This window comes from Thalassospira profundimaris WP0211 (genome assembly GCF_000300275.1).
In the GTDB taxonomy this organism is placed as follows: Bacteria; Pseudomonadota; Alphaproteobacteria; order Rhodospirillales; family Thalassospiraceae; genus Thalassospira; species Thalassospira profundimaris.
In genome coordinates this window covers 20207-33882 of record NZ_AMRN01000012.1, presented here as the reverse complement: position 1 = coordinate 33882, position 13676 = coordinate 20207, and the positions used below count along the sequence as shown (strand labels likewise).

The window sequence follows — 13676 nt, the reverse complement described above, 5'->3', positions numbered from 1 at the left end:
GCATGATGTCCCACTCATGCCCTGTTTTGCTGGAAAGTGGAACCGGCAAAACGGGCGCTGGCCATGGGTATATCGGCCAGCGCCCTTGGTCAGGTTAGGCCTTGGACGGAGCCTCGCTTCCGCCAGCTTGCTGCGTTTCCATGTGATGCTTTTCATGGATCGGGCTGACCAGCTTGTTGGCGACCAACGCAATCGCAAGCAAAGCCGCCATGGCATACATGGTGGTGTTATAGAGGCTTGAGGTCGGATCAACCGTCCCTGCCGGTGCGATTTCCATCAGACGCCCGATGGTCACCGTTTTGGCCGCAACCAGTTGATCAAGCTGGGCAATACCGGCACCGAACTTTTCCTGGAAGGCCGCCGGATCCACCTTTGAGGCCAGATCCTTGATCGAACTTGTGACCGAGGCTTGACGCAACTGGGTGATGGCAAGCGGACCAAGAACACCGGCCGTGCTCCATGCGGTCAGAAGACGACCATGGATACCACCGACATATTTGGTGCCAAAGATATCGGCAAGATAGGCCGGAATGGTTGCAAAGCCACCGCCATACATCGTGAAGATGATCATGGTTGCGGCATAGAACATGACAAGCCATGTTACAGCCGGGTTGATGCTGACCTGTTCTGCGGCAAACGGGATCGACAGATAAAGCGCGATGCCCAGAATGAAGAAGCAGTAATAGGTGTTCTTGCGCCCGATATAATCCGACATCGACGCCCAGAAGAAACGACCGCACATGTTAAAGACCGAAATCATGAACACATAGGTCGCCGCAAAGGCAGAGTTCACAACCAGCGGCAAGGTCGTGCCAAAGATTTCGGTCATCATGGTTTTGGCAACGCCAATCACCCCGATACCCGCCGTCACGTTAAAGCACAGCACAATCCACAGCAGGTAGAATTGCGGCGTTTTAAGCGCCTGATCGATATGAACGTTCGCATGCGTAATCATGCGTTTGGATGCGGCATCCGCGGTCGGCGGCGTCCAACCAGCCGGAAGCCAGCCTTCGCGCGGCACGCGATAGGAAAAGGCCGCAATAACCATCACGATGAAATAGGCAACACCAAGCGTAAAGAAGGTCGCAGCCGCACCGGTGTTCCCGGTTCCGACAACATAAACGCCCTCTTCGATCGGCACCGGAGCCGAGGCAACCTGTGCGGCACCGGCAACCACGACTTCAACCATCTGGCCACCGACTTCGGCCATGCGTTTGCCGCCCTCGGTCACGAGGTTTACGGCACTTTCCGGGCCAAGATATTCCGGCACCTTATAGAACGCCGACAGCAGGCCTTCCTTGATCGGAGTTGCGATCATCGCACCGCCGCCAAAGCCCATGATCGCCATGCCGGTTGCCATACCACGGCGGTCCGGGAACCAGCGAATAAGCGTTGATACCGGCGATACATAGCCAAGACCAAGACCACAGCCGCCAAGCGCGCCATAGCCGAGATATACCAGCCAAAGCTGATGGGTCATGATGCCAAGGCCACCGATGATGAAACCACCACCCCAGCAAAAGGCGGCAACGACACCGACCATACGCGGGCCGACTTCTTCAAGCCATTTGCCGCCAAATGCCGCCGCAAGGCCAAGGAAGACGATGGCAACAGAGAAAATCCAGACAACGGATTGCAGGCCCCAGTCACCGGAGCTAGCACTGACCACGCCAAATTCCTTGATCAGTGGCGGGTTGAAGATGCTCCAAGCGTAGACGGAGCCAATACACAAATGAATAGCAATGGATGCTGGTGGCACTTTCCAGCGATTGAAATCGTCACCAGCGACGATGTGTTCTTTTTTGAGCTTGTCAAACATAGCGATGTTGTCCTCCCGGTCTTTGGATTTTCCTTGCCCTTCCCCGTCGCACAATCGGTCATGGTGCAGGGCAAACACGGTTAAATCCGGAACTCTCAACATCGCAATCGCCATGCCATTGCATAACAAGCGCCGTTTTCTGTCATTCTTCCAAACTGAAATGGACTGTTGCAGCGCACACGCATGGACAAAATGTCCATATCTTTTTTCGCGGATAACGTGCAAATGGACAAAATGTCCACTCGCAACCGCAGCAATTTCAATGCGATGCCCCAACGCGCGTTCCGGGTTTGGACAGGATTGTAGGGGATTGAAAAATCACGCTGCGATAACCCTTTTCATTGCGCGTACCGCTTTAGTAAGAAAGGGCGATGAGCCTGTCACCATCCGCCTACCCGCGAAGGACGCATATGAGCGACATCATCACGGACAGATTGATCATCAGACCCTTTGTTGAAGCTGATGCCGCAGAACTGTTCGAGTACATTTCGAACCCGCGCGTAAACTGCTTTATGGATGACAAAGTCACAACGCTGGAACAAGCGAAGGCAAAGGCGCGGAAACGTGCAAAGGATAAGACGTGTCTTGCGGTCTGCCTGAAAGAAACAGGAGCCTTAATTGGTGAACTGTTGCTTCATCACGATGGCCCGGAACAAGCCGACACCTTTTCCGTCGGCTGGAACTTCAACGAAAAGGTTGAAGGCAAGGGATATGCCAGTGAAAGCGCACAAGCCTTGTTTGACCATCTGTTCACACAGCGCGACGCAAGAAGGCTTTATGCCTATGTCGAGGACAACAATTTCAAATCGCAGAAGCTGTGCGAGAAACTTGGCATGCGCAAAGAGGCTTGCTTTGAGGAGTTTATTTCGTTTGTTAACAACCCCGACGGCACCACCAAATACGAAAACACTTTTGTGTATGCCATTCTGAAAAAGGAATGGCTGCGTGCAGGCACTCCGAAAAGCCCAACAAAGTAATCGGCCCGGCGCCCGGTCTGGCCCTAATCCGCCTCCGGCAGCCAGATCATGAATGTGGTGCCCTTTCCGGGCTTGCTTTCGACTTCAAGCCCGCCGCCCTGTCGATCAATCAGGGTCTTGGTAATCGACAGACCAAGCCCCGTCCCTTCGCGCCGTTTGGTGGTATAGAACGGATCAAAGATACGGTTCAGCACGCCGGCATCCATACCTGATCCGGTATCGCGCACCGTGATCAGAATGCCCGGCAGGCCATCGCGATCCTGATCAATATCGGTCAGGGTCAGCGTCCCGCGTTCGGACATGGCATGCAGGGCATTGACCATCAGATTGACCAGAACCTGCTGCAACTCGGTCCGGTTCATCAAAACCAGCCGGGTTGAATGATGTTCGCGCACGACGTCTATATCCGCCCGGCTGAGCAGATGGGCGACTAGCGGCATGCAATCGTCAATCACGTCGGCCACGCTATGGCGTTCGACATATCCGGCATATTCTTCGGGCTTGGCGAATTGCAGGAGCTTCGTCACGATCAGATTAATGCGATTGACCTGCTCATCAATCAGGCGGAATTCGGTATCACCCAATCGGGCATGTTCGCCCAACAAATCACGGAGAACATCCAAGTTGCCCTGAAGCACCGCCACCGGATTGTTGATTTCATGCGCCACACCGGCGGTGATTTCCCCAATGGCCGCAAGCTTTTCGGACATGATCAGTTGTCTTGTGGTAGCTTCGAGCTGGCGATTGGCTTCGCGCAGTTCGCTGGTGCGGGCATCAACCCGTTCATTTAGCTGATCGTTCCAGGCGCGCAAACGTTTATCGCGTTCTTGCACCTGATCCAAAAGGTCATCAAGATGGTCGGCCACAAGGGCGATCTCGTCCTGCACCTGATCAATGTTGGTTCTGGCCGACAGATCGCCGTTTTCAACCCGACCAATGGTATTGGCCATGCGTTCAAGCGGTTTGAAAATACCCCGCGCCCAGCGCAGGAAGATTGGCACCGACAGGGCCGCGACAAACAAAAACGCCCCGATCAGGATCAGAAGGCTTTCATACTTTGTCTGGGCAAACGGGGCTTCAAGAAACCCGACATACAGCATACCAACCCGTTTGCCATAGCTGTCCTTGATCGGCTCATAAGCCGAGATATACCAGTCATTGACCACAAAGGCGCGATCAAGCCAGACTTGGCCATCCTCAAGGACAGTTTTGCGCACCGCACTTGAAACCCGCGTACCAAGGGCGCGACGATCGGCAAACAGGCGGACATTGGTACTGACACGCACATCATCAAGGAAAAGGGTCGCCGTTCCCTGACTGCCTTCGGGCAGGCTGCTTTGGCGATAGACAAGATCGTTGATCGTATCGATGAACGCCAAATTCTGGTTGAGCAAAATACCCCCGACCAAGGCGGCATTTTGCCCGTTTGGCAATTCAACATGGCTTGCCGAATGCACAACCATGCCGCGCGTTTCAGCATTGCGTGTCGAGGGCACGGCATTGGGCGTATCAATCAGATCGAGATGTGCGCGTTCGGCCAGATCGGGCGAAATCGCCGCTAGGTCGCTGTTGCTGAAAATATCGATGCTGGTCATCGATTGCCCGCGCAAGGCACTGGCAATCACCGGCCAGTCCGCATCGGGTTGGCCAGAACCTGTGCCACCCAGCGCGGGTGACAGATAGAGGAAATCAAGGCCAAGCTTGCTTTGACGTTCTGCAAGCAGGCGGTCGACCTCCGCAACATCACCTTTGGCGAGCACTTCGCGAAAGGCGACCGATTGGCCAAGTGCCTGGATCTGTTCGCCGGTATTTTCAAGGATATGCGTGAAGTACTGATGGGCAATCGTCAGATCGCCACTGACCTTTGATGTTAACAGCGCATCGAACTTGGTATTCCACCGCACCATCATCACGCCAAGCAACAATGGCAGGATCACAAGCGTCGGCAAAAGCGCAATCGCCAGCAACTTAAAACGAACGGATCGTGTTCTTTTGGCGGGGGGCTTGGTGGCGCCCGACAATGACGCGTCGGTCATTCCTGTTCCCAGCTTGCGCATTTGCGATCAATGGTCTTGCGCGATACCCCCAACCGTCTGGCGGCTTCGTTGCGATTGCCATTGGTCTTGTGCAACATCGCCAGAATGTGACGACGTTCCATCTCATCAAGCGTTTCATCTCGGTCAACCTGCGATCCCTGATCGGCAAGTTCATCGCGGAATTCCGCCGGGAACTTGCCAAGGATCAGGGTCCGTTCAATCAGGTTGCGCAATTCACGCACATTGCCCGGCCAGTCATAGCGTGTCAGTCCGGCACGCACAGCCGCATCCATGGGCACGGCACGTACGCCAAGCTGCTTGGACAGTTTGGTCATGAAAAGCTCGGCCAGTTCAAGGACATCATCCCCGCGGGCAGAAAGGGGTGGCATTTCGATATGCATGACATTGATGCGATAAAACAGATCAGCCCTGAAACGCCCGGCTTCGACTTCAGCCTCAAGATCGGCGTTGGTGGCAAAGATAAAACGCAAATCAACAGGTGCTTCGCGTTCAGAACCCACCGGGCGGACACGGCGGCTTTCGATTGCGCGCAAAAGCTTGCTTTGGGTCGCCAACGACAGTTCACCGACTTCATCCAAAAACAGGGTTCCGCCCTGCGCATGCATGAAAAGCCCATCGCGTGCGGATTGCGCGCCGGTAAAGGCCCCTTTGACGTGACCGAACAATTCCGCCTCGATCATCTCAGACGGAATGGCGGCACAGTTGATCGGAACAAACGGCTTTTCGGCGCGATCAGAAAGCGCATGCAACGAACGTGCGGTGACTTCCTTGCCCGTGCCACTTTCCCCGGAAATCAGAATGGATGTCGGAAGAGGTGCCACGCGGGCGATGGTTTCACGGATTTCCTGAATTTGCGGCGAATAGCCAATCAGCTTGTCACGCAGCAACACATGATCAGACGTTGCCCGCAATTCGTGGCGCAGCACATGGTTTTCACGGCGCAGCCGCATGCGATCCAGACAGCGCGCCACCGCGTTCAAAATCTGGTTGGAGCGAAATGGTTTCAGGACAAAGTCGACCGCCCCCGCACGCAGCGCCTTGATGGCGGTATCAAGATCGGCATAGGCCGTCATCAGGATTGCGTCGGAGAAAAAGCCGATTTCGCGCTGTTCGGTCAACCATTCCACCCCGCTTTTGCCGGGCATGATGTTATCAAGGATGACGACATCAAAATGGTGCTGGTCAAGAAGGGCTGTGGCCTCTTCGCAGTCGGCAGCCTCTTCGACGCGTTTGGCGCGTGGCCCCAGGGTACGGACAAGGAAATTGCGCATGCCCGGTTCGTCATCGACGATCAGGATGGATGCCTTTTCAAGCCACGGCCCAAATTCAGGCCCCGGCCCGCCATGGCTTGCGTCATTGCCGACAGGCGACGCTGCCCCATCTGACGCGCCCAGAACGGTCGATCTCATGATGTCCCTCCGATGAAACATGCTTTTTGTTTTTTTAAAAGCTTAGTTCAGCGGAAAGAGAAAAGCAAAACCGTTGGTGAGGGTTAGCTCATTCTAACACAGAAGTTACCTTCACCAACGGATGTGCAAAATATGGGATCAGGCTTGCTTGCGATGAATGGCAAACGGCGACCAGCTTTGACTGACCGGCATGACTTCCAGCGAGTTGACATTCACATGCGCTGGCAAGTTCGCCACCCAGAAGATGCTTTCGGCGATGTCTTCGGGCTGGATCGGATCGGCACCACTGTAAAGCTTGTCGTAGGCTTCCTTGTTGCCACCGGTTCGGACCAGCGTGAATTCGCTTTCACAAAGCCCCGGCTCGATCGAGGTGACGCGAACACCCGTGCCCGCAAGGTCACAACGAATGCCCAGCGAGAATTGTTGAACGAACGCCTTGGTCGCGCCATAGACATTCCCGCCCGGATAAGGCCAGTTCGACGCGATGGAAGCCAGATTAACAATCGCCCCTTTTCGTTCGATCAGTTTATCAAGCAGGATGCGGGTGATGGCGACCAGGCCCTTGGTATTGGTGTCGATCATCGTCATCCAGTCTGACAGATTGCATTCCTGTGCCGGACCGGTGCCCAGCGCCAAACCGGCATTATTGACCAGAAGATCGATCTCGGCGAAGTCCGCCGGAAGGCTGTCAATTGCGTTCCGGGTTACATCGGCGTCCTGAATATCAAAGCAAAGTGCATGGGCAACCGATGCGCCACCGAGTTCATCGACAAGGGCGTCAAGCCGTTCGGCCCGTCGGCCGGTTACGATGACTTTCCAGCCTTCCTTGACAAAACGCCGGGCCGTTGCCGCGCCAAAGCCAGAAGTTGCGCCGGTAATGAGTGCTGTTTTGGTCATGGGGATCTCCGGTGGTTTAGACAGTTTGATATAATGGGTCACAGACCAATCGCGATGGTCTGAGCGAAACCGATAATGGCAATAAGAACGAGGCTGATGGCGCAAACACGGCGCCAGGTGGTTGCCGACATCCGACGATAGATCATCTCGCCGGGGAAATAGGCGATCATGGCAATCACCAGCAGCGGCAGGACAAGTGCGATGAAATTATCGGGCAACATGCCCGCGGCCGCACGGGTGATAAATCCCAGCACATCAACCGCGCCGAAATAGATCGCAAGCGTGTTACGCACGCGGACATCCTGCGTGCCACCGGCCAAAAGCCAGGCTGCAACCAATGGTCCGCCAACGGCAAAGCCCGACATCAGGATACCGACCGAACAGGCCAGCAGTGCCCCGATGACAAAATGTCCCATCCATTTTGGCGGATGGTGCAACATGGCAACCAGTGCCGCCACCGCAATTGCAAGGTTGGTGGCAATCCGGATGGTCTGATCATCCAGTGCAAAGGCGACATAAGGGCCAAGCACCGCCCCGAAAAGCCCGAAAGTCAGCAGGATCGAACAGGCCCGCCAGTCGACCTTGGCCCGATCAAAATCGCGCAGGATCAAGCCGGTCAGAACAATATCAATGATCAGGATGATCGGCGTCGCCGTTGCCGGGGCCAGCAAGCTTGACAGACCAAGTGCTGCCAGCAGTGCAAAGCCAAATCCGGTGACGCCACGAAACAGGGCGGCAACCGCGACGACCATGCCAGACAAGATCAGTTCCATGGAATTCCTCGTTGTTACAGACCTGAATTACGCCACTGACTGCGTCGGCAATAGAGCCACATCGTCCCTTTTGATGGAGCCACATAGCGATCTGGACCCAAATATTATCGAGTTCTGGCACTAACGCCATGCGAGGGGACGGGTTTAGCTAGCAGCATAAGATTTCCGCCCCACACTCTTGTCGACAGGAGCCAGCATGAACGTGTCCGTCAAGCCGAACATGACCAACCATTGGATGCCTTTCACCAACAACCGTCTGTTTCACGAAGAACCGCAGATGTTTGCCAAGGCAGAAGGTGTGAAATACTGGACCCCGGAAGGCCGTGAAATTCTGGATGGTTCGTCTGGTCTGTTTTGCTGTGCGGCCGGTCATGGACGACCGGAAATCGCCGATGCAGTTTACAAGCAACTGAGCACACTTGACTATTCACCGCATTTCCAGCGCGCCGCCCCCGTGTCGTTTGAATTTGCCGAAAAGCTGGCCGGCATCCTGCCAGACGGGCTTGATCGCGTGTTCTTTGCCGGATCGGGTTCCGAGGCGGTTGATACCGCAATGAAGATGTGTCTGGCCTATCACCGTGCGACCGGCAATGCCCAGCGCACCCGGTTTGTGTCACGCGCATGGGGCTATCACGGGGTGAACCTTGGCGGTACGTCACTTGCGGGGATGGTTAATAACCGACGTGATTTTTCCGGGATTACCTGTGATGTCGTGCATATGCGCCACACATGGACCGAAGAACAAAAATTCACCCGCGGCCAGCCGGAAACCGATGCGGATCTGGCCAATGATCTTGAGGAAATCTGCAAGACCTACGGCGGCGATACCATTGCCGCGGTCTTTGTCGAACCAATTGCCGGATCGATTGGCACCATCGTGCCACCCAAAGGGTATCTCGAAAAGCTTCGCGCGATTTGCGACAAATACGGCATCCTGCTGGTATTTGACGAAGTGATTACCGGTTTTGGCCGAACAGGTTCTGCTTTCGCCTCCCAGGCATTCGCAGTCAAGCCGGACCTGATCACCATGGCCAAGGCACTGACCAACGGTGCTATTCCCATGAGTGCGGTTGCCACCAGTGCCGAAATTCAGGCGGCTGTCTTTGAGGCTGCCGGCGATGCGGATCGCCCGGAATTCTTCCATGGCTATACCTATTCCGCCCATCCGGTGGCCTGTGCCGCCGGGATCGCAGCCCTTGATATCTATGCCAAGGACAAACTGTTCGAACGTGCCAACGAATTGTCTTCGCACTTTCTTGATGGTGTGTTTGGTCTGCGCAACCTGCCCCATGTCAGCGACCTTCGCGGCTATGGCATGATGTCGGGTATTCAGCTGACACCGGGAGATGCGCCGGGTGCAAAGGGAAGCTGGGCACAGCGGGCATTGTTCGACGAAGGCCTTCACGTCAAGGCGACCGGCGATGCGATCATTTTCGCGCCAGCGTTCGTCAGCACCGAACAGGACATCGACGACATGGTTGCCATCCTTCAGAAGGTACTTGGCGCACCAATGTAATCTGCCTGCAGGGGACAGATGCCGATCTCAGGGGAGTGGGGTCGCGTTAAAGGGACCGCCATACACACAGTTTACTGTGCAGCGGTCCCTTTCCTGTTTTCAGCAATCACCGCCATGATGGCATTGCGCAACTGAGTGATGCCGGGTGCAATCTGATCGCGTTCAATCACGGCAAACCCCAGTCTGAGGCGATCACGCGGTGCGCGGTCTGGATCGCAATAGTGCACATCGCCCGGCTCGACCAAAACCCCGCGTTTAGCGGCTTCGCGATGGACGGCCCAAGCATCGATATTGTCGGGCAGTTTAACCCAAACCGCCGACCCGCCCGTGGTCGGGGTGACATTCAATTCGGGTAATTGCCGCGAAATTTCGTTTTGCATCAATTGCCACTTCTCCGACAGGCGATCACGCGTCCGGCGCAGATGTGAGTCCAGATGACCTTCACCGATGAACAAGGCCATGGCGCGCTGATCCTGTGCAGATGGGTGGCGGTAATTCAGGCGACGCAGCGCACGTAATTCCTTGATCAGTTCACTGTCGGCAAGGATGTAACCAATCCGCAAGCCGGGGAACATCAGCTTGGTCAGACTGCCGATATAGATGATATGGCCGGAATTATCGTAGCTTTTAAGCGCCGCGCGCTGATGACCAAGATAATTCAGCTCATGCTCGTAATCGTCCTCGACCAAGATGAAGTCATCCTTGCGCGCCCTTTCAACAAGCTGAAGACGGCGATCCAGTGACATGGTGACACTGGTGGGGCATTGGTGCGATGGCGTGGTGTAGACCATATCGCAGTTCGACAGCACGGGTGAGTTGGCAAGACCTTCGCTATCAATCGGAAGCGGGCAAATATCAGCCCCCGTGGAGGCAAAGATATTGCGCGCATCCACATAACCCGGATCTTCGACGCCAACTGTCCTGCCCCGCCCTGCCAGAAGCTGCCCGACCAGAAACAGCGCGTTCTGCGCGCCAATGGTAATCAGCAACTGTTCCGGATGGGCGCGCAAACCACGATGGGGCAGAATGCGGGTAATGATCTGTTCAAGAAGTTGCGGATCATCCATATCGACCTGATCACCGACCCAACTTTGCGAATGGGCAAGCGACCCGGCCAGCCGCATGGAATCGCGCCAGCGCGAAATGGTGGTTTTGTCGGGTGAAACCTGGCCATAGATGAACGGATAGGGAAAATCGCGCCAGTTGGCGGGTTTGACGATATTGCGCGCCTCGGTCGGGCGGAACTGCAAATGGCGTCGCCACAAATCTGGATCGCGTTCCTTGGTAAACAGCGAGGCGGTCCGCGTATCCACACTCAGGCGCAGTTGCTGGCGGATATATTGCTCATTGACGAAATGTCCCCGCCGCCAGACGGCTGTCAGATATCCATCGTCGAGCAGGCGTTGATAAACCAGCACCACCGTATTGCGCGACACCTTAAGGGCGGACGCCAGATCGCGGGTCGATGGCAAGGGTTCATGCGACGGTAACCGACCTTCAAGAATCGCATCGACGAGGCACTGATGCAGCTGTTGCTGCAGGGTTTGACCGGCAATTGCCGGATCCTCAAGTCGAATGTCGAGCATCGGTTATGCCCCTCTTATTCGGCACTGCAGCACGTTAACCGGCGTGGCACCATAGTTTTTGCCTTGTGGCTCTATTACTAGAGTAACCGGCAGATGTACCATTTTGTCAATGCGATAAAGCAGGAACAAGAACCGCGATCATAATGCGGTCGGTTCAGGGAAGTTATGTCCACCAGGGAGGCGCATGGTGCGCCGCACATAAGGGAAAAATCCCGGCTATCAGGAGACATACGGATGACCAAGTTCACTTCCGGCCCGAAACTTAACCGGCGCACACTTCTTAAAGGTTCGCTTGCCGCCGGTTCGGCACTTGCAATGCCTGCAATTATCAGCAGAAAAGCACTCGCATCCTCTGGCGAAATCAACATTCTGATGTGGTCTGATTATCTGCCAGAGACGTTCCTCAAATCGTTTACCGATGCAACGGGCATCAAGGTGAATTACACCGGCATCGGCTCGAACGAGGAAATCATCAACAAGATGAAGGCTTCCAAAGGTCGCGGCTTTGACATCGTATCGCCGACCAACAACCGTGCCCTTCAGTGGAAGGCACTGGAACTGCTTCAGCCGTTCGACATGTCCAAAGTCGCCATTGAGGCGGTGAACCCGGCAATGGCCAAGATCGGCAGCACCGATTGGGCGTTTGAGGCTGGCTCCACCTATTGGCTGCCGCATATCTGGGGCACCGAAGGCATGGCGTGGCGTACCGATATGTTCCAGCCAGAAGGCATGTTCCCGTCCTATGGCGATGTCTGGTCCGAAGCCAATGCTGGCAAAACCATGGGCCGCGCGCATTCCATGATGCTGGGGGCTGGCCTTTACATGGAAACCACGGGCGAACTGGCCCCGGGTTCGGTCTGGAAGGCCTACACCTCCGAAGAAGAAATGCGCCCTGTTTGGGAAAAGATCACCGAATGGTGCATCGCGCGCAAAGGCAATATCAAACTGATCTGGAACGATGCCGATACCCAGAAGAACGGTCTTCTGAACGAAGGCGTGATTGTTGGCCAGACCTGGGATGGCCCGCCGCTTGCGCTTAAAACTGCTGGCGAACCTGTCATGTACCGTGCGCCAAAAGAAGGTGCGCTGGCATGGGTCGATGGCCTTGCCCTGCCGACTGGTGCCGAAAACATCGAACAGGCTTATGAGTTCATCAAATATGCCTACATGCCGGAACTGGCAGGTGAGGCAATTGACCATCACGGTTACAACTCCCCGGTTCTGGGTGCCGACAAGTTCGCAGGCGAAGCCTATGCCAAGAACTTTGCCGATGCCTATCCGGGCGAAGCATTGGCCAACCTCAACCCGTGGCCGTCCGAACCGCAGTGGTATGCCGACATGCGTACCGAATATGTGAACCGCTTCGAAAGCGCCTGATTCCGATCTTTGGGGCGGCACGACTTTGCGCGTGTCGCCCTTTTTGGGTTTCTAGGGACATGATCCTAGGGCCGATGCATTTCAAACAACAATAATTCCGGTATCGCCTGTGTTTACGGGCGAACGGGCTTTGACGTTTTCAGGGGGTTGTCAGTTCTATGACCAAAGAAATTTCGCTTGAGCATGTCTGGGTAGAGTTCGGCGAATTCACCGCTGTCCATAAAGCAAATCTGAACATCGCGGGTGGCGAGTTCTTTTCATTCCTCGGCCCGTCGGGCTGTGGCAAGACAACGCTTTTGCGCTGTATTTCCGGTTTTCAGGAACCAACACGCGGCAAGGTCAAAATCGGTGGTCAGGACATGCGTGGCGTTGGCCCGAACAAACGTCCCACCGCGCTTATTTTCCAAAACCTTGCGCTTTTCCCGTTGCGTACGGTCGCTGATAACATCGCCTTCCCCCTGGAAGTACGTGGCGTGGACAAGAAAACCCGGCGCAAACGTGCCGATGAGTTGCTTGAACTGATTGCCCTGCCCGGTCAGGGCGACAAGAAAGTCAGCGAACTTTCCGGTGGTCAGAAACAGCGTGTGGCGATTGCCCGCGCCCTTGCGGTTGAACCTGACATTCTTCTTCTTGATGAACCGTTGTCGGCCCTTGATCTTAAACTGCGGCAACACATGCGCACTGAATTGCGCGCCATTCAAAAACAGGTCGGTCTGACCTTTATCTACATCACCCACGATCAGGGTGAGGCCCTGACCATGTCAGACCGCATTGCGGTGATGAACAAGGGCAAGATCGAGCAGATCGGCGATGGCAAGGCGATCTATGATCACCCGACGACAAGCTTTGTCGCGTCATTTGTCGGTGAAAACAATGTGCTTGATGGCACGGTTTTGTCCAATGACGGCAAGACAATGAAAATCGATGCGGGTCTTGGCACCCCCTTTACGGTCGAAAACCATCCGGCGGGCGGCCCTGCCTTGGCGCCCGGGGATGCCTGCCATCTGTTCGTGCGTCCAGAAGCGCTTCGGCTTTCGAAAGACGATAGTGCTATCAATCAGTTCGAAACCAACTTCGTCACCGAAGAGTTCGAGGGCAATATGCGCCATATCGTGATGAATGCGAGTGGCACGGACCTTAAGCTTTCGCTGATCAATGATGGCACCAACGCGATTGATGCCAATACCCCGGTCAAACTCGATTTCGCACCGGAAATGGGCATTGCGCTCAAACCGGGCGAATTGGCCAGCGCGTAAGGGGGCCGT

The 13676-nt window shown here is 55.4% G+C and carries 10 protein-coding genes; 4 read left to right on the top strand and 6 right to left on the bottom strand.

Annotated features, from left to right (window positions below; all coding sequences use genetic code 11):
• Nucleotides 1-94: 94 nt before the first annotated feature.
• Nucleotides 95-1819, bottom strand: a complete 1725-nt coding sequence (locus TH2_RS18580) for an OFA family MFS transporter (protein ID WP_051007672.1) — start codon at nt 1817-1819, stop codon at nt 95-97.
• A 410-nt stretch (nt 1820-2229) separates the two neighbouring features.
• On the opposite strand from TH2_RS18580, the gene TH2_RS18575 reads away from it, so the two are divergent.
• On the top strand, nt 2230-2796 hold the full coding sequence (locus TH2_RS18575; RefSeq protein WP_008891988.1) for a GNAT family N-acetyltransferase: 567 nt from the start codon (nt 2230-2232) through the stop codon (nt 2794-2796).
• Between the two features lie 23 nt (nt 2797-2819).
• Here the strand turns inward: TH2_RS18575 and TH2_RS18570 are convergent, their stop codons facing one another.
• From TH2_RS18570 to TH2_RS18555, 4 genes are all read right to left on the bottom strand, one after another.
• Nucleotides 2820-4832: a sensor histidine kinase gene (locus tag TH2_RS18570; protein WP_008891987.1), complete on the bottom strand. Its 2013-nt coding sequence runs from the start codon at nt 4830-4832 to the stop codon at nt 2820-2822.
• Nucleotides 4829-6262 (bottom strand): sigma-54-dependent transcriptional regulator, encoded by a 1434-nt coding sequence (locus TH2_RS18565; protein WP_008891986.1) that lies wholly within the window; start codon nt 6260-6262, stop codon nt 4829-4831. The genes TH2_RS18570 and TH2_RS18565 overlap by 4 nt, the downstream gene beginning before the upstream one ends.
• A 138-nt stretch (nt 6263-6400) precedes the next feature.
• The gene (locus TH2_RS18560; protein WP_008891985.1) at nt 6401-7159 is read right to left on the bottom strand and encodes an SDR family oxidoreductase; all 759 of its coding nucleotides are present in this window, start codon (nt 7157-7159) and stop codon (nt 6401-6403) included.
• 38 nt (nt 7160-7197) lie between these two features.
• The gene (locus tag TH2_RS18555; protein ID WP_008891984.1) at nt 7198-7932 is read right to left on the bottom strand and encodes a TSUP family transporter; all 735 of its coding nucleotides are present in this window, start codon (nt 7930-7932) and stop codon (nt 7198-7200) included.
• Nucleotides 7933-8128: 196 nt separating this feature from the next.
• On the opposite strand from TH2_RS18555, the gene aptA reads away from it, so the two are divergent.
• Complete coding sequence (aptA, locus tag TH2_RS18550; protein ID WP_008891983.1) at nt 8129-9448, top strand: omega-aminotransferase AptA; 1320 nt, start codon at nt 8129-8131, stop codon at nt 9446-9448.
• Between the two features lie 71 nt (nt 9449-9519).
• On the opposite strand, the gene pdxR is transcribed toward aptA, so the two are convergent.
• On the bottom strand, nt 9520-11034 hold the full coding sequence (pdxR, locus tag TH2_RS18545; RefSeq protein ID WP_008891982.1) for a MocR-like pyridoxine biosynthesis transcription factor PdxR: 1515 nt from the start codon (nt 11032-11034) through the stop codon (nt 9520-9522).
• A gap of 234 nt (nt 11035-11268) precedes the next feature.
• On the opposite strand from pdxR, the gene TH2_RS18540 reads away from it, so the two are divergent.
• Both TH2_RS18540 and TH2_RS18535 read left to right on the top strand, forming a co-directional pair.
• Nucleotides 11269-12411 (top strand): substrate-binding domain-containing protein, encoded by a 1143-nt coding sequence (locus tag TH2_RS18540; RefSeq protein ID WP_008891981.1) that lies wholly within the window; start codon nt 11269-11271, stop codon nt 12409-12411.
• 158 nt (nt 12412-12569) lie between these two features.
• Entirely contained in the window at nt 12570-13667 is a 1098-nt protein-coding gene (locus tag TH2_RS18535; RefSeq protein WP_008891980.1) for an ABC transporter ATP-binding protein, read from the top strand.
• Nucleotides 13668-13676 lie beyond the last annotated feature (9 nt).

What these genes read in the sequence shown, in the direction of transcription:
- TH2_RS18580 (WP_051007672.1), bottom strand. Translation starts at nt 1,819, where the DNA reads ATGTTTGACAAGCTCAAAAAAGAACACATCGTCGCTGGTGACGATTTC.
- TH2_RS18575 (WP_008891988.1), top strand. Translation starts at nt 2,230, where the DNA reads ATGAGCGACATCATCACGGACAGATTGATCATCAGACCCTTTGTTGAA.
- TH2_RS18570 (WP_008891987.1), bottom strand. Translation starts at nt 4,832, where the DNA reads ATGACCGACGCGTCATTGTCGGGCGCCACCAAGCCCCCCGCCAAAAGA.
- TH2_RS18565 (WP_008891986.1), bottom strand. Translation starts at nt 6,262, where the DNA reads ATGAGATCGACCGTTCTGGGCGCGTCAGATGGGGCAGCGTCGCCTGTC.
- TH2_RS18560 (WP_008891985.1), bottom strand. Translation starts at nt 7,159, where the DNA reads ATGACCAAAACAGCACTCATTACCGGCGCAACTTCTGGCTTTGGCGCG.
- TH2_RS18555 (WP_008891984.1), bottom strand. Translation starts at nt 7,932, where the DNA reads ATGGAACTGATCTTGTCTGGCATGGTCGTCGCGGTTGCCGCCCTGTTT.
- aptA (WP_008891983.1), top strand. Translation starts at nt 8,129, where the DNA reads ATGAACGTGTCCGTCAAGCCGAACATGACCAACCATTGGATGCCTTTC.
- pdxR (WP_008891982.1), bottom strand. Translation starts at nt 11,034, where the DNA reads ATGCTCGACATTCGACTTGAGGATCCGGCAATTGCCGGTCAAACCCTG.
- TH2_RS18540 (WP_008891981.1), top strand. Translation starts at nt 11,269, where the DNA reads ATGACCAAGTTCACTTCCGGCCCGAAACTTAACCGGCGCACACTTCTT.
- TH2_RS18535 (WP_008891980.1), top strand. Translation starts at nt 12,570, where the DNA reads ATGACCAAAGAAATTTCGCTTGAGCATGTCTGGGTAGAGTTCGGCGAA.